Source organism: Kribbella sp. NPDC050281, assembly GCF_040655855.1.
GTDB lineage: Bacteria > Actinomycetota > Actinomycetes > Propionibacteriales > Kribbellaceae > Kribbella.
The window spans coordinates 51,075-67,195 of record NZ_JBFAKS010000035.1; the positions used below are offsets into that span (position 1 = coordinate 51,075).

The 16,121-nt window shown below is 68.1% G+C and carries 16 protein-coding genes; 9 read left to right on the forward strand and 7 right to left on the reverse strand.

Features of this window, described 5'->3' with window-relative positions:
- Positions 1–42 precede the first annotated feature (42 nt).
- A complete protein-coding gene (locus AB0I34_RS31575) occupies positions 43–531 on the reverse strand; it encodes a GNAT family N-acetyltransferase (RefSeq protein WP_360452164.1) in 489 nt (162 codons plus the stop codon).
- A gap of 124 nt (positions 532–655) precedes the next feature.
- Here AB0I34_RS31575 and AB0I34_RS31580 point away from each other — a divergent pair, with 124 nt between their 5' ends.
- Both AB0I34_RS31580 and AB0I34_RS31585 read left to right on the forward strand, forming a co-directional pair.
- On the forward strand, positions 656–1,108 hold the full coding sequence (locus AB0I34_RS31580; protein WP_360452166.1) for an NUDIX domain-containing protein: 453 nt from the start codon (positions 656–658) through the stop codon (positions 1,106–1,108).
- 68 nt (positions 1,109–1,176) lie between these two features.
- A complete protein-coding gene (locus tag AB0I34_RS31585; protein ID WP_360452168.1) occupies positions 1,177–3,012 on the forward strand; it encodes a LamG-like jellyroll fold domain-containing protein in 1,836 nt (611 codons plus the stop codon).
- Here the strand turns inward: AB0I34_RS31585 and AB0I34_RS31590 are convergent.
- A complete protein-coding gene (locus tag AB0I34_RS31590; protein WP_360452169.1) occupies positions 3,009–3,698 on the reverse strand; it encodes a phosphotransferase in 690 nt (229 codons plus the stop codon). The genes AB0I34_RS31585 and AB0I34_RS31590 overlap by 4 nt on opposite strands.
- Complete coding sequence (gene miaB, locus AB0I34_RS31595) at positions 3,695–5,167, reverse strand: tRNA (N6-isopentenyl adenosine(37)-C2)-methylthiotransferase MiaB (RefSeq protein WP_360452171.1); 1,473 nt, start codon at positions 5,165–5,167, stop codon at positions 3,695–3,697. Before miaB ends, AB0I34_RS31590 begins: the two co-directional genes overlap by 4 nt.
- 101 nt (positions 5,168–5,268) lie before the next feature.
- Between miaB and AB0I34_RS31600 the strand changes: the two genes are divergently transcribed.
- The 5 genes from AB0I34_RS31600 (at position 5,269) to AB0I34_RS31620 (ending at position 10,273) form a co-directional block, all read left to right on the forward strand.
- Entirely contained in the window at positions 5,269–6,819 is a 1,551-nt protein-coding gene (locus AB0I34_RS31600) for an amidohydrolase family protein (protein ID WP_360452173.1), read from the forward strand.
- A gap of 121 nt (positions 6,820–6,940) precedes the next feature.
- Positions 6,941–7,702 carry an amino acid ABC transporter ATP-binding protein gene (locus AB0I34_RS31605; RefSeq protein WP_360452175.1) on the forward strand — a complete coding sequence of 254 codons (762 nt, stop codon included), beginning with the start codon at positions 6,941–6,943 and terminating at the stop codon, positions 7,700–7,702.
- 50 nt (positions 7,703–7,752) lie between these two features.
- On the forward strand, positions 7,753–8,595 hold the full coding sequence (locus AB0I34_RS31610; RefSeq protein WP_360452177.1) for a glutamate ABC transporter substrate-binding protein: 843 nt from the start codon (positions 7,753–7,755) through the stop codon (positions 8,593–8,595).
- An 80-nt stretch (positions 8,596–8,675) separates the two neighbouring features.
- Positions 8,676–9,365 carry an amino acid ABC transporter permease gene (locus AB0I34_RS31615; RefSeq protein WP_360452179.1) on the forward strand — a complete coding sequence of 230 codons (690 nt, stop codon included), beginning with the start codon at positions 8,676–8,678 and terminating at the stop codon, positions 9,363–9,365.
- The gene (locus AB0I34_RS31620; protein WP_360452181.1) at positions 9,362–10,273 is read left to right on the forward strand and encodes an amino acid ABC transporter permease; all 912 of its coding nucleotides are present in this window, start codon (positions 9,362–9,364) and stop codon (positions 10,271–10,273) included. Before AB0I34_RS31615 ends, AB0I34_RS31620 begins: the two co-directional genes overlap by 4 nt.
- 61 nt (positions 10,274–10,334) lie before the next feature.
- Here the strand turns inward: AB0I34_RS31620 and AB0I34_RS31625 are convergent, their stop codons facing one another.
- Complete coding sequence (locus AB0I34_RS31625; RefSeq protein WP_360452183.1) at positions 10,335–11,624, reverse strand: aspartate aminotransferase family protein; 1,290 nt, start codon at positions 11,622–11,624, stop codon at positions 10,335–10,337.
- A gap of 45 nt (positions 11,625–11,669) precedes the next feature.
- Between AB0I34_RS31625 and AB0I34_RS31630 the strand changes: the two genes are divergently transcribed.
- Complete coding sequence (locus AB0I34_RS31630) at positions 11,670–12,785, forward strand: LOG family protein (protein WP_360452185.1); 1,116 nt, start codon at positions 11,670–11,672, stop codon at positions 12,783–12,785.
- Here the strand turns inward: AB0I34_RS31630 and AB0I34_RS31635 are convergent.
- A complete protein-coding gene (locus AB0I34_RS31635) occupies positions 12,778–13,239 on the reverse strand; it encodes a GNAT family N-acetyltransferase (RefSeq protein WP_360452187.1) in 462 nt (153 codons plus the stop codon). The genes AB0I34_RS31630 and AB0I34_RS31635 overlap by 8 nt on opposite strands.
- 39 nt (positions 13,240–13,278) lie before the next feature.
- Here AB0I34_RS31635 and AB0I34_RS31640 point away from each other — a divergent pair, with 39 nt between their 5' ends.
- A complete protein-coding gene (locus AB0I34_RS31640; RefSeq protein ID WP_360452189.1) occupies positions 13,279–13,983 on the forward strand; it encodes an alpha/beta fold hydrolase in 705 nt (234 codons plus the stop codon).
- A 5-nt stretch (positions 13,984–13,988) separates the two neighbouring features.
- Here AB0I34_RS31640 and rlmN read toward each other — a convergent pair whose 3' ends face one another.
- Positions 13,989–15,110, reverse strand: a complete 1,122-nt coding sequence (rlmN, locus tag AB0I34_RS31645) for a 23S rRNA (adenine(2503)-C(2))-methyltransferase RlmN (protein ID WP_360452191.1) — start codon at positions 15,108–15,110, stop codon at positions 13,989–13,991.
- 67 nt (positions 15,111–15,177) lie between these two features.
- Entirely contained in the window at positions 15,178–16,080 is a 903-nt protein-coding gene (locus AB0I34_RS31650; protein WP_360452193.1) for a LysR family transcriptional regulator, read from the reverse strand.
- Positions 16,081–16,121 lie beyond the last annotated feature (41 nt).

Genomic DNA, 16,121 nt, shown 5'->3' on the forward strand with positions numbered 1-16,121 from the left:
GCACATCCTCCCCCTGCGATGACTCAAGGGGCCTTCCGAAGGTCAGGCAAGTGTCTTGCGCAGGACAGTGATCATCGTTTCGTACCGGGTGACCGTGCCGTCGGGTGCTTCCTGGTTCCAACCACCCGGCTCGCGGCGGACGACGACGTACCCGAGGCGCTCGTACAGCACACGCGGTCGCGAGTAGTTCTCGTCCACTCCCAGCTCGGCCAAGGTGAGACCACGTCCGCGGATCCGCTGCTCCAACGCCTGGATGAGGACCGTGCCGATGCCACAGGACCGTAGCGGCGCATCAACCTCCAGCTGCCAAAGCACCGGCACACCCGAAGGCTTGGCGTAGTCGACCCCGCCGGTCGCCACAGGAATCCCCGACGGCGGACAGACCGCGAGGAAGTCCACCTCCCCCCGCTTCGCCCGCTCAAGGGCCTCGAAGGTCCCCGCAAGATGCGTATCCGTCCAGCCGGAGAACCCCGGGTACAGATCCTCAGCAACCAGATCCCTCACCGTCAGCGGCACCACGACATCCGGCATACGCGCCACCATGTCACCAGCCCACCAACCACCGCCACAGGATTTCCTACCCATAGCCCTCGGAGGAGGAGTCCTTTCCGGGAGCTTTGACTGGGTTGTCGGCGGGGGTGATTAGGGTGCTTGTATGGATCGGTTTCGGGTGGTTCCGGCGGCTTATGTGGTGTTGCGGCGGGGGGATGAGGTGTTGATGATGCTGCGGGCCAACACCGGTTACATGGATGGGTACTGGGCGGTCCCCGCGGGGCATGTGGAGAAGGGCGAGTCGGTGCTCGAGGCGGCGGTGCGGGAGGTGCGGGAAGAGGTTGGGGTGGAGATCGATCCGGCGGATCTCGTGCCGGTGACCGCGATGCACCGGACCGGTGGGAACGGTGACCCGATCGACGAGCGGGTCGACTTCTTCTTCACGACGTCCCGCTGGAGTGGTGAGCCCCGGCTGATGGAGCCGGACAAGGCAGGCGGCCTGGAGTGGTACTCGCTGGACAAGCTTCCCGACCCGGTCGTTCCGCACGAGGCGCGGGTGCTGGCCGGTCTGGCCGGTGACGGCCTTCCCGCGGTGATCGCCCACGGTTTCGACTGAGTTCACCAACGCTTGGACCGCCTCGCTCTAGAGTTCGCTGCGATGTCAGCGAGCTTCGGAGGCGAGCGATGGACGAGCGGTACGACGGGACGAGCCGGCGGCGACTGTTGCAGGCGGGTGCACTCGGCGCGGGTGCGGTGCTCGCATCGGGCACGCTGAGCACCGGAGGAGCCGCAGCAGCGGCGACTCAGGCAACCCGGGCGAGCAAGGCATCGGGTGGGCGGATCGACACCGAGCACCCGCGGTTCACGGTCGCCGTCGTACCGGACACGCAGTACCAGTTCGACCTGGACCGCGGCGACCCGGCGCCGCTGACGGCGAGCTTCGAGTACCTGATCGACCAGCTCTCGGCCGAGAACATCGTCTTCACCGCGCACCTCGGTGACGTGGTCGAGAATGCGCAGGCGTCCGAGTTCGCCCAGGCGGACCCGGTGTTCAAGATCCTCGACCGGGCCCGGATGCCGTACTCCGTTCTCGCCGGCAACCACGACATCGATGCGTCGAAGGACGACACCCGCGGCGACTCGGCGTACCTGCAGACGTTCCCGCCGCAGCGGTTCCGGCGGATGGCGACGTACGGCGGCTCGACGCCGAACGGGTACAACTCGTACCACGTGTTCCGCGCGGCCGGCCGGCAGTGGTTGCTGCTGGCAATGGACTGGCGGCCGTCGGACGCCAGCTTCGCGTGGGCGCGGGACGTGATCGCCCAACACCCGAAACTGCCGGTCATCCTGACCACGCACGAGTTGGTGAACGCCGACCACGGCCGGCCGATGGCGTACTTCACCGACCACGGCAACCGGGTCTGGGACCAGCTGGTGCACGGCAACGACCAGATCTTCCTCACGCTGAACGGCCACTTCTGGCCGCCTGGCCGGGTCGTCCGCCAGAACGCTGCCGGCCACGACGTACACCTGCACCTGACCAACTACCAGGACCGGTACTACGGCGGATCCGGGATGATCCGGCTCTACCACTTCGACCTGGCCCGGAACACGATCGACGTCGAGACGATCGCGCCGTGGCTCCTCGGCCAGGACCCGGCCAAGCGCAACGCGCTGGCCGAAGGCGATCTGGAGCTGACCGACGACACCAACCGGTTCAGCATCCCGATCGACTTCGCCGAGCGGTTCGCCGGCTTCGCCCCGGTCCCGGTCCGCCCGGCGCGGCCGGCCGCGCAACTCGTCATTCCGGGGACGGCGGCCTACTGGCGCTTCGACGGGCCGGTCACCGACAAGGTGGTCGACCACTCAGGCAAGGGCAACCACCTGACCCGCGTGCAACTCGCCGGCGACGGGCCGCAGGCCTCGACGGAGTTCCACCCGGATCAGCCCGGGCACGCCAGCTGGCTGTTCTCCGGCGGCAAGAACCCGGCCCGCGGCGGCTACCTGCGGACCGCCGACGGCGCGCCGCTCAACGCCCTCACCTTCACCAACGGCTACACGATCGAGGCGTTCGTGAAGCTGGCCGACGACGGCGCCGACCATGCCTGGGAGGGTCTGCTGAGCCGGATGGGCACCGGCGCGGATGCGGGCAAGACCGGCAGCGATCCGTCGGAGCCGGTGGTCAACCTCGCGTTCTCCGGCGGACGCCAACTGCAGTGGGCCGTGTACCCGCTCGACCGCACCGACACGTTCACGAACTGGGGCCACGAACAGGTCGCCGGACAGTGGTTCCACCTCGCGGTGGTCAACGACGGAAGGCACAGCACCATGTACGTCGACTCGTCGCCGCTGCTCCGCAATCCGGCCACCACGTCCAACGGGCTCGCAACCGCGGGCAAGCCCTGGCTCCTGGGTGCGAACCACTACGCCAACGTGATCGAGCAGTCCTTCGCCGGCCACATCGGCGAGCTCCGCATCGTCACCCGCGCCATCAAGCCGTCCCAGTTCCTGAACGCCTAGAGATGTGAGCGGATCAGGGCTTCCTGGGCTGGGAGAAGGGCTAGCTCCTCGGGTGTCAGCGTCGGGTTGTTGCCGCGGACCTCGAGTGCGGCGGCGAGGCCGGGGGTCGGGTCGATGGAGTGCGCGAGGTAGCTGGCGAGGGCTTCGCGGACGAGCGGGGTGAGCGCCTCGAATGACGGGTCGAGCGCGACCTGGGCGCAGATGATCGCGGTCATCGCGACATCGAACTCGGGCGTGCCCTCCTCGGCGTTGCGCCAGTCGATGACGACCGGGCCGTCGTCGGTGGCGATCACGTTGAGCGGATGCAGATCGCCATGCACCACGACCCGGCCCGGGGTGCCGCTCGGGGCGGGGATCGCATGCAGGCGACGGTGGAGGTGGGCGTGGATCTCGCCGAGCTCGGTCCCGGTGAGGTCGCCGGCGATCGCCGCGTCCCCGAGGGTCGGGCCCGTCAGTCGCTGGATCACCATGTCCGGCCCGGAGATCTCACGGACCGCCGGAACCGGGTAGTCGTACTTCGCGACGTGCCGCATGAAGTCCGCCTCGTCGCGCACGGGATGACCATTGCGGTAGCGCCGCAGGACCCAGGAGTCGTCGAGCTCATAGATGTCCGCGTCCCGCCCCGCCGCGAACGGCACGGCGTCGGGCGGAAGAAGGGGCGAGCGGTCAGCCGCGGTACCGGTCATCCGACCTGGCACCCGCCGACCGCGGGCTCCAGCGGCTTCGCTCCGATCGTGGGCATGCCGAGCATCACTCCTGGTGTCGAGGCCGGTGCGTCCTGGGCTCGCTCCCACGCGTCGCCGGCGCGCGTACGTCGTACTGCACCGAAGACATCCGCGACGAGGTGGTGTGGCGCGGCGTACGTGACCTCGACCGTTGCCATGTCACCCGGTCGCGGAGCCTCGACGCTCTCCGGCAGCGCGAAGTGGACGAGCCGGTTGTCCCGCGCGCGGCCGCTGAGGCGATGAGTGGCGGCGTCCTTGCGCCCCTCCCCCTCGGCCACGAGCACCTCGAGCGACCGACCGACGGTCAACTTGTTCTCGTCCCAGGCCATGTCGTCCTGCAGCGCGACCAGACGTTCGTACCGATCCTGGACGACGTCGCGCGGAACCTGGTCCTCCATCGACTCCGCCGGCGTCCCGGGACGCTTCGAGTACTGGAAGGTGAACGCACCCGCGAACCGGGCCTGCCGGACCACGTCCAGCGTGCCCTGGAAGTCCTCCTCGGTCTCACCGGGGAAGCCGACGATGATGTCGGTGGTGATCGCGGCGTCGGGCATCGCGGCCCGCACGTCCTCGATGATCTTCAGATACCGATCGCGGCGGTACGAGCGCCGCATGGCCTTCAGAACCCGGTCCGAGCCGGACTGCAGCGGCATGTGCAGCGAGGGCATCACGTTCGGCGTCTCGGCCATCGCCTCGATCACGTCCGCGGTGAAGTCACGCGGGTGCGGCGAGGTGAACCGGACCCGCTCCAGCCCGTCGATGGTGCCGCAGGCCCGGAGCAGTTTGCCGAAGGCGTAGCGGTCGCCGAACTCGACGCCGTACGAGTTCACGTTCTGGCCGAGCAGGGTCACCTCCAGCACGCCCTCGGCGACCAGCGCCTCGACCTCCGCGAGTACGTCGCCCGGCCGGCGGTCCTTCTCACGGCCGCGCAGCGACGGCACGATGCAGAACGTGCAGGTGTTGTTGCAGCCGACGCTCACCGACACCCAGGCCGAGTACGGCGACTCGCGCCGGGTCGGCAGCGTGGACGGGAACACCTCGAGCGCCTCGAGGATCTCGACCTGCGACTCCTGCTCCACCCGAGCACGCTCCAGCAACGCCGGCAGCGACCCGATGTTGTGCGTCCCGAAGACGACGTCCACCCACGGCGCCTTCTTGGTGATGCTGGCCTTGTCCTTCTGCGCCAGACACCCACCGACGGCGATCTGCATGCCCGGTGTCTTGGCCTTCACCGGCGCCAGGTGACCGAGGTTGCCGTACAGCTTGTTGTCGGCGTTCTCCCGGACCGCACAAGTGTTGAAGACGACCACGTCGGCCTGATCACCCTCGGGCGCGCGGACGTAGCCCGCGTCCTCCAGCAGCCCGCGCAGCCGCTCGGAGTCGTGAACATTCATCTGGCACCCGTAGGTGCGGACCTCATAAGTACGCATGACAGCCACCTAGAGTACGTGCCGCGGTAGACATTTCCCTACCTGGGACCGGGTCCCTGTAACCCCTGACCAGCAAGCCCCTGGCGAGAATAGTGAGGGGCATGAACAGTTCTCGTCGCCAGTTCCTCGCCCGTACCGCCGTCGGCGCCGCCGTGATCGCCGGGGGCTCCTTCACCGCCACCACCGCGTCAGCCCTCGCGAAGCCCTCGGTGAACTCCTTGGGTACGACGCCGATCACCGCCCTCACCAACGCCACTGTCATCGACGTCGCCACCGGACGCCGGGACCGCAACCAGACCGTCCTGATCAGCGGCGACCGCATCATCGGCGTCGGCCACAACCTCCCGGTCCCCCGCGGCGCCGTCCGGATCGACCTGACCGGCAAGTTCGTCATCCCCGGCCTGGCCGACATGCACGTGCACAGCCTGGGCGACGAGCGGGTGTCTCTCCCGCTGTACCTCGCCAACGGGCTGACCATGGTCCGCGAGATGGCCGGCAGCGATCCGGCCCTGTACGACTGGCGCGACCGGATCGACGCCGGCACGCTGCTCGGCCCGCGGATGGTCGTGGCCAGCCAGATCATCGACGGCGATCCGACCCTGTGGGACCCGAGCCTGCTCCATGTCCTGGTCGTCGAGGACGCTGCCGCCGCGCGGGCCGCCGTACGCCAGGTCAAGGCCGAAGGCGCCGACTTCGTGAAGGTCTACTCGCGGCTCAGCCGGCCGGCGTACGCCGCCATCCTCGACGAGGCGCGCAAGGTCGGCCTAACGGTGCACGGCCACGGTCCCGACGAACTCACCTCGAAGGAGGTCAGCAACGCCGGCCAACGCAGCATCGAGCACATCCACTCACTCGGCCTGTCCGTCTCCACCCGCGAGGCCGAGGTACGCCGGATGGTCCGCGCGATCAGCGTGAAGACCGGCGACTACAACGCGTGGTTCCGGCAGATGCACCCGATCGAGTGGATCGCCGCGAACACCTACAGTCCGAGCCGGGCCGCCGATGTCTTCGGCACGCTGCGGCGCAACCGCACCCGGGTGACGCCGACGCTGACCATGCACAACGTGCTGGACCGGCCCGACTACACCGCCCTCGACCCGGCGACCACGAAGTATCTGAGCGCGGACTCGATCGGAACCTACGACTACGTGATGGAGAACCTCTACAAGGCCAACCGGACCGCGGAGGAGATCTCGCACCAGCGGCAGATGTGGGAGTGGCGGCAGCGCTTCGCCCGCGAACTTCTCGCCCACGACGTCCCGATCCTCGCCGGCACCGACACAGGTACGCCGTACTCCGTCCCCGGCTTCGCTCTGCACGACGAACTCGAGCACCTCGTCCAGGCCGGCGCCACCCCGCGACAGGCCCTGCACGCGGCCACTGTCGAGCCGGCCAGGTTCCTCGGACTCGGCAACGATCTCGGCTCGGTCGAACCCCGCAAGATCGCGGATCTCGTTGTATTGGAGGCCGATCCACTGAACGACATCCGCAACACGCGACGCATCCATTCGGTCGTCACTCGCGGCCGGGTGATCTCGCCGGCCGCCCGTCAGCGCATGCTGGCCGACGTCGAGGCCGCGGTCCAGGAGCCGCCGTCGGCCGCAGCGATCGCTGCAAGTGGCTGTTGTGGAACAGGGGTTAATGGACACTGAAGCGCAGATCATGCGGGCTGTGACCAGTCGGTCACAGCCCGCTCCGCTTTGTTGCAGATCGTTACCACCGTGGAACCGGGCGGTCGTTTGTCCGTGCCCCCCACTCCAGTAGGTTCTGGCCATGAGCGATTCCGGAACCTTGACGAAAACCGGTCTGGTCGCCCTGACCGAGGTCAACAAACATTTCGGTGACCTGCACGTCCTGAAGGACATCAACCTGTCCATCGCCAAGGGCGAGGTCGTCGTGGTGATCGGTCCGTCCGGTTCCGGCAAATCGACGCTCTGCCGCGCGATCAACCGGCTGGAGCCCATCGACTCCGGCACGATCACCCTGGACGGCCAGCCGCTGCCCAGCGAGGGCAAGGCCCTGGCCCGGCTCCGCGCCGACGTCGGCATGGTGTTCCAGTCGTTCAACCTGTTCGCGCACAAGACGATCCTGCAGAACGTCACCCTCGGCCCGAGCAAGGTGCGCGGCCAGTCCAAGTCCGAGGCCGAGGAGAAGGCCCGGGGGCTGTTGGAGCGGGTCGGCGTCACCGCCCAGGCCGACAAGTACCCGGCCCAACTGTCCGGCGGTCAGCAGCAGCGGGTCGCGATCGCCCGCGCGCTGGCCATGGATCCCAAGGTGATGTTGTTCGACGAGCCGACCTCGGCCCTGGACCCCGAGATGATCAAAGAGGTCCTGGACGTGATGGTCGACCTGGCCGGGCAGAGCATGACGATGATCGTCGTCACGCACGAGATGGGCTTCGCCCGCCGCGCGGCGAACCGGGTCGTGTTCATGGCCGACGGCCAGATCGTCGAGGAGGCCGAGCCGGAGCGGTTCTTCACCGATCCGCAGACCAAGCGGGCCCAGGACTTCCTGTCGAAGATCCTGACCCACTGACCGTCCACAACGCCGTCCCAGCGCAGTACTGATCAACGGAGGAAAAGACAATGCGACAGCGAATCATCGCTGCCCTCGGCATCGCGGGCCTGGCGGCGACCGGACTGGTTGCCTGTGGCGACGACACTGACGCCAGCTCCGGTTCCGGCGCCAGCGGTGGCGAGAAGGTCACCATCGGCATCAAGTTCGACCAGCCGGGTCTGGGCCTGAAGGAAGGCGCGGACTACACCGGCATGGACGTCGACGTCGCGAGGTACGTCGCCAAGGAGCTCGGATACGGCGACATCACGTTCAAGGAGTCCCCGTCGGCCCAGCGCGAGACGCTGCTGGCCAACGGTCAGGTCAAGATGATCTTCGCGACCTACTCCATCACCGACAAGCGCAAGGAGAAGGTCTCCTTCGGCGGTCCGTACATGGTGGCCGGCCAGGACCTGCTGGTCCGCTCCGACAACACCGACATCACCGGACCGGAGTCGCTGGGCGGCAAGAAGCTGTGCTCGGTGACCGGCTCCACCTCGGCGCAGAAGGTCAAGGACCAGTTCGCCGACACGGTGCAGCTGCAGGAGTACGACACCTACTCCAAGTGTGTCGAGGCCCTCGGCGCCGGCGCGATCGACGCGCTCACCACCGACAACACCATCCTGGCCGGCTACGCCGCACAGGAAGCCAACAAGGGCAAGTTCAAGGTGGTCGGCAAGACCTTCTCGACCGAGCGCTACGGCGTCGGCCTGAAGAAGGGCGACACCGAGACCTGCACCAAGGTCAACGACGCGCTGAAGAAGATGGTCGACTCCGGCGAGTGGCAGAAGGCCTTCGACAAGAACCTCGGCCAGGCCGGTCTGAAGCTGGACACGGCCACCAACCCGCCGAAGACTTTCGACGCCTGCGCCTGACCTAGCATGCTCCGGGGAGGGACCGTCCGCGGTCCCTCCCCGGTGTGCTGGTCTCCGCCTCGTTCCCCAGCAGGAGAATCATGGACGTGATATCGGAGTTCTTCTCCGAGTACGACGGTCTGCAAGCGTTCCGGACGACCATCTACCTCACGCTGCTGTCGGCATTCTTCGCACTGCTGATCGGCACCGTGGTGGCGGTGATGCGGGTCTCCCCGGTCCGGGTGCTGCAGATCATCGGCACCGCCTACGTGAACATCGTCCGGAACACACCGTTGACGCTGGTCATCGTGTTCTGCAACCTCGGACTGTTCCTGCAGCTCGGCGTCTCGCTGGCGAACAAGGACTCGAACACCTTCATCACCGACAACAACTTCCGGCTGGCCGTCCTCGGTCTGTCGGTGTACCACGCGTCCTTCGTGGCCGAGGCGATCCGTAGCGGCGTGAACACCGTCCCGCTCGGCCAGGCGGAGGCGGCCCGGGCGATCGGTCTGCCGTTCCTGAAGACGCTGTGGTACGTCGTCCTGCCGCAGGCGTTCCGCGGCGCCATCGCACCGCTGGGCAACGTGCTGATCGCGCTGACCAAGAACTCGACGGTTGCCTCGGTCATCGGCGTGACCGAAGCATCGGCGGTGATGAAGGTGATGATGGAGGACCGTCCGGACGTGCTCTTCGTCGTGTTCGGCATCTTCGCGGTCGGCTTCGTGATCCTGACCCTGCCGATCGGCATCCTGTTCACCTCGATGTCGAAGCGACTGGCGGTGAAGCGATGAGCGGCACCGTTCTGTTCGACGCGCCCGGCCCGCGCGCCAAGCGCCTGTACGCCGCGGTCGGCGTCGCCAGCGTCCTGATCCTGCTGCTGGCGCTGTGGTTCGTGATCGACAAGCTCAACGAGAAGGGGCAGCTCACCGCGGCGAAGTGGGAGCCGTTCCTGACCGGTGAAATCTGGACCGAGTACCTGATCCCGGGCCTGATCGGCACCCTGACCGCGGCCGCGATCTCGGTCGTCTTCGCGATGGTCCTCGGCGTCCTGCTCGGTGTCGGCCGGCTGTCCACCCAGGTCTGGATCCGGTGGCCCAGCAGCGTCGTCGTGGAGTTCTTCCGCGCGGTACCGGTGCTGCTGATGATGCTGTTCACGTACGCCTTGTACGCGAACTACGACCTGTTCCCGCCGGATCGACTCGCTCTGGCCGCCGTCGTCACCGCTCTCACGCTGTACAACGGCGCTGTAGTCGCCGAACTGGTCCGCTCCGGCGTGTACTCCCTGCCGAAGGGGCAGAGCGAGGCCGCGATGGCGATCGGCCTGACCACCGGGAAGTCGATGCGGATGATCCTGTTGCCGCAGGCAATCACCGCGATGCTGCCGGCGATCGTCGGCCAGCTGGTGGTGATCCTGAAGGACACCGCGCTCGGCTACATCATCACCTACGAGGAACTGCTGCGGAAAGCCGAGCAGATCGGCAACTACAAGTCGAACCTGCTCCCGGCGCTGATCGTCGTCGGCGCGATCTTCGTGATCATCAACTACCTGCTGAGCGTGCTCGCACAGCGGGTCGAGCGCCTGATGCGCCGTCGCGGCCGCTCCGCCGGCGGTCCGCTGACGGCCGAACCGCTCGACCAGTCCGCCGTCGGCACCACCGAGGCGCTGACCACGGGCGACGGGCCACCCTCGGCCAACTGATCACGCGAAAGGGTCCCGGGGAGCAACTCCCCAGGACCCTTTCGCTTGCTCGAGAAGCTCCTCAGCGCAGGGTGTTGAACGAGTCGCGGATGATCTCGAGGGCTTCGGTGGCCTCGTCCTCGGTCAACGTCATCGGTGGCGCCATCCGGAGGACATTGCCGTACAGCCCGCCCTTGCCGACCAGCAGACCGCGGTTCTTGGTCTCCTGCTGGAGTTTGGCGGTGGTGGCCGGGTCGGGGCTGTTGTCGTCCGGCTTGACGATCTCGGCAGCCAGCATCAGGCCCTTGCCGCGGACGTCGCCGAGCTCGAGGAACTCCTCGGAGATGCCACGCAGGCCGTCGACCAGTTGCGAGCCACGCTTGGCCGCGTTCGCCTGCAGGTCGTGGTCGAGCAGGTAGTCCAGCGTCGCCTTCGCCGCGCTGGTGGAGATCGGATTGCCGCCGAACGTCGACAGCGAGTTGGCGCTCAGGCTGTCCATCAGCTCCGGCGTCGCGACCACACCGCCGATCGCGAACCCGTTGCCGAGGCCCTTGGCGAACGTCATCGCGTCCGGCACCATGTCGTGCGCCTGGATCCCCCAGAAATGCTCGCCGGTGCGGCCCCAGCCGGTCTGCACCTCGTCGGAGATGAACAGGATGCCGTACTCGTCCAGGACCTCCTTGAAGGCGGCGTACAGGCCATCAGGGCCGGACGAGAAGCCGCCGACGCCCTGGATCGGCTCGGCGATCAGGCAGGCGACGTCGCCCGCGGTCGTGGTCTCGATGACGTTGCGCAGATCGTCGACGCAGACCTTGATGTACTCCGCGTCGGGCAGGTCGCGGAACGGGCTGCGGTACCGGTAAGCACCTTGCACGTATTGGACGTTGACCGGTGACAGGCTGCTCGCGGACCAGCCTCGGTTGCCGGTGATGGCGACCGTTCCGAAACCGCGGCCGTGGTAGGAGTTGCGCATCGCCAGAACCTGGTTGGACCGGCGCCGCTGGGTGGCCAGCATCAGGGCCGCCTCGTTCGCCTCGGTGCCGGAGTTGGTGAAGAAGACCTTGGCGTTCGGGATCCCGGACAGCTGCGCGATCTGCTCGGCCAGTTCGATCTGCTTGCGGATCAGGTAGACCGTCGAGGTGTGCGCGATACCGGTGGCCAGTTGCTCACGCACCGCGTCGGAGATCTCCGCGATGTCGTAGCCGATCGCGTTGGTCAGGATGCCGGCGAAGAAGTCGAGATAGGTGGCACCTTGACCGTCGGTCACCCGGCGGCCCGATCCCTGCACGATCTCGATCGGCTCCTCGTAGTACAACGCGAGCCAGTCCGGCATGACGGCCTTGTGACGCTCCCAGAGCTCCGCATGTGTCATGCCTAAGCATTACCCCATCGCGTCGCTCGCTCATAGTGGGCTTCTATGACGGTTAAGGTGCTCTGCGTGACATTGCCGAGCATCCCGCATGTGGACATCGAGTCGCTGGGGCATTTCGACCGGATCGTGGCGGCGGGCGCCACCTCGATGGCGGGCTGGCGGGTGCAGTCGGTCGACCTGACCGGCCGGACGGCGGAGCTGCTCGGGCTGAGCCCGATGGGCGCCCTGTTCCTCGGCTGCGTGCTGGAGGAGAAGGCCGACGCCTGGATCCGCGACGGCGGCGGGCTCGTGTTCCCAGCGATCCCGTCCCTGCCCTTCGACGCCTACCGCGCCACGCTGTACGACGCCGAGGAGCTCTACGCCGGCCTCGAGGACGGGTACGACGCCACACCGGACGCGCGGATCTACGCATGGTCCCGGCAGCACGACGAGAAGGGCGACACCAGCCGGACCCTCGCGGCCGCCCTGCACGACCACTCCATCGCCGACGCGCTCCACGAGTTGCCCACCGACCAGCCGTGGATCGGTGTCATGGGCGGACATGGTGTCGCCCGCGGGAGTACGTCGTACCGGTCGGCCGTCATGCTCGGACGCAGCCTCGCCCGGACGGGCCGCACCGTGGTGACTGGCGGCGGTCCTGGCGCCATGGAGGCGGCGAACCTCGGTGCATCCCTGTCCGGGTACGACGAGTCCGCCGTCGACACCGCACTGGCCGCGCTGGCCGCCGTACCGTCGTTCAAGCCCTCAGTGGCCGAGTGGGCCGCCGTGGGGCTCCGGGTACGGCGTGAGTTCCCCGGCGCCGGCGGGGTGTCGATCCCGACATGGTTCTACGGGCACGAGCCGCCAAACGTGTTCGCGTCGTCGATCGCCAAGTACTTCTCCAATGCCCAGCGGGAGGACGTGCTGCTCAGCCGGGCGAAGGGCGGGATCGTCTACCTCCCTGGCGCGGCCGGAACGGTGCAGGAGGTCTTCCAGGCGGTGACACCCAACTACTACGGCGATCCGGCGACCCAGATCCCGCTCATCCTCGTCGATGTCGAGCACTGGACCGTCAAGCTGCCGGTCTGGCCGCTGCTGCAGTCCCTGGCCGCGAAACGTGCGATGACGACGTCACTCCACCTGGTCGACACCATCGACGAGGCGACCGCGCTGGTCAGCTGAGGACCCTGGTGAGCTTCACGTCCTCCTCCTCGAAGCCGAGGCTGCGGTAGAAGCCGCGTGCGGACGTGTTGGCGGCGCCGGTGTCGAGTGTGATCGTAGTGACGCCCAGCCGACGTGCGTGGTCGGTCACGGCGTCGATCAGAGCACGGCCGACGCCTTCGCCTTCGTGACTCGTGGCCACCACGAGCTCACCGACGTACAGCTCCTGGTCGCCGGACCAGTGCGTCCGCTGCTCGCCGGAGACGAAGCCGGCGACCACACCGTCCACCTCGGCGACGTACACGAACCGGCCTGGCTCGGCGGCTCGCCCGACTGCCTCGACGACCCAGCCGGTGACAGCCGCACGCACTCCGTCCGGTGAACGCCAGCGTGCCACTCCCTCCATCAGTCGCGGCGCCAGGTCGAGCACCGCCTGCCGGTCCTTCTCCTCGTACTGACGTACCTCACCACGCATGACCCAAGTTTGTCGGAGGCTTGGTCTACCGTGCGCGGCATGACGAACTTCGTGTTGGTGCCAGGGGCGTGGCTCGGTGCGTGGGCGTGGGACGAGGTGGCGGCCGGGCTGCGCGCGGAGGGGCACGGGGTTTATCCGGTGACGCTGAGCGGGCTGGCCGAGCGGCACGGTCCGGATGCCGCTCAGGTCGGACAGCAGCAACACGTCGACGACATCGTGGCGGTGATCGAGAGCCACGATCTGCGAGACGTCGTCCTCGCCGGGCACAGCTACTCCGGGATCCCGGTCGGCCAGGCGGCTGGGCGGATCGGCGACCGGCTGCGGCGAGTGGTGTACGTCGACTCGAACATCCCCGCCGATGGGAAGTCGTTCGTCGACGGCTGGTCCGCCGAGGGCCGCGCCTGGGTCGAGGGGCAGCTGGCCGAGTCCGGCGGGTTCTGGCCACCGCTCACGGCCGAGGACTACGCCGACCAGGACCTCTCCGACGAGGCGATAGCCCTGATCGTCGCCCGCAGTACGCCGCATCCCGGCCGGGCCATCTCGGAGCCGGCCCGACTGACCCACCCGATCGGCGACCTGCCTACGACGTACCTCAAATGCCTGCTGGACGGCGCCACGCCTTCGGCAGACGTCGTCGAGCAGCTCAAGAGCCCGTCGTGGGAGCTGCTCGAGCTACCCACCGGCCACTGGCCGATGTTCTCCCAACCCGCAGCTCTCACCAAGCTGCTGGGCGAGTTGGCCTGAGGGGATCAGGACTGGTTGGCGGCGGCGAGCTGGCCGCAGGCTCCGTCGATCTCCTGGCCGCGGGTGTCGCGGACCGTGGTCGGGATGCCGCCGGCCTGGAGGCGGCGGACGAACTCGCGCTCGTCGGCCGGGTCGGAGGCGGTCCACTTCGAGCCCGGGGTCGGGTTGAGCGGGATCAGGTTGACGTGCACCCAGCCCCAGTCGCCACGGGCGGCCAGCTTCTCCGCCAGCAGGTCCGCGCGCCAGGCGTGGTCGTTGATGTCACGGATCATCGCGTACTCGATCGAGACCCGGCGCTTCGTCTGCCGCGCGTACCCCCACGCCGCGTCGAGCACCTCGTCGACCTTCCAGCGGTTGTTGATCGGCACGAGCTCGTCGCGCAGCTCGTCGTCCGGTGCGTGCAGCGACAGCGCGAGCGTGACCGGGATGCCCTCGGTGGACAGCTGGTTCATCCGGGGCACCAGGCCGACCGTCGACACGGTGACACCGCGCGCCGAGATCCCGAGGCCTTCCGGCGACGGGTCGGTGAACCGGCGGACGGCACCGATCACGGCCTTGTAGTTGGCCATCGGCTCGCCCATGCCCATGAACACGATGTTGTTGACCCGGCCCGGCCCGCCGGCGATCTCACCGCGGGACAGCGCCCGGGCACCGTCGACGACCTGCTCGACGATCTCCGCGGTCGTCATGTTCCGGGTCAGGCCGGCCTGACCGGTGGCGCAGAACGGGCACGCCATCCCACAGCCGGCCTGCGACGACACGCACATGGTGGTGCGGTCCGTGTACCGCATCAGGACGGACTCGACCAGCGAACCGTCCAGCAGCTTCCACAGCGTCTTGCGGGTCTGCCCGTTGTCGCACTCCAGGTCACGCACCCGGGTCAGCAGCGGCGGCATCAGCTCGGCCACCAGCTTGTCCCGGGTCGCGGCCGGCAGGTCGGTCATCTCGGCCGGGTCGGACACCAGCCGGGAGAAGTAGTGATTCGACAACTGCTTGGCCCGGAACGCGGGCTCGCCCAGCGCGGCCACCGCCGTACGCCGTTCCTCCCCGGTGAGATCGGCCAGATGCCGCGGCGGCTTCTTAGCACGGCGCGGCTCATCGAAAACAAGGGGAAGGGAGGTAGTCATAACCGACCTATTGTCGCCCGCCGCCCCGACCGTTCACAAATTCACATCCCATGACCCCTGTCACCCCTCAGCCGGTGGTGGTGATCTGACCGAACTCGGCCAGCTCGACCACCACGTCGCGGACGGCGGGCAGGATCGGCGACGGGTTGGCGGGCAACCACACCATCTCCGTCGAGACGGTTTGCCCGGCCACGGGGACGAAGACCACCCCAGTACGACGCAGGCTCTGCGCCGACCGGGCCAGTTTGGTCACCCCGACACCGGCCGCCACCATTCCGAGCAGCACCTGGACGCTCGAGTCGCGGTGCACCACGTTCGGCACGAATCCGGCCGCCCGGAACTCCTCGTCGTAGAACTCGTGCCACGGCCCCCAGGAGCTCCGCGGAGTCAGAAGCCACGGGTCACCGGCCAACTCGGTGAGCTTCAGTTCGCTGCGACCGGCCAGCGGATGCCCAGCCGGCAGCACCGCGCAGACTTCCTCAGTGATCAGCGTCCGGGTCGCCAGCGTGTCGACCAGCGGTGGTCGCGAGAAGGCGACGTCGTACCGGCCGCTGGTGATGCCCTCGACCAGCTGACTGATCGTGGTCTCCTCGGTCGACAGCCGAAGTTCGGGCAGGCGCTCGCGGACGGCCCGGACCACCGGCGGCAGCAGGTAGTTCGCCGTCGTCGCCAGGAACGCCAGCCGCAGCTGCCCGGCCTCGCCACGGACTGCCTGGCCGACGACGTTCATCGCCGCGTCCGCACGCGCCAGCACCGCTCGCGCCTCAGGAAGGAAGACCGCGCCGACCTCGGTCAGCGCCGTGCCCCGGCTGTCGCGGTCGAAGAGCTTCGCACCGACCATCCGCTCCAGCAACGTGATCTGCTGCGACAGGGACTGCTGCGCGATCGTCAGCCGCGCCGCGGCCCGGGTGAAGCTCGACTCCTCCGCCACCGCGACGAAGTACCGCAACTGCCGGAGCTCTGGGGTCACAGGCCCAGGCTACTGCCGCGCCAGGCAGCCGATGTTGGCCC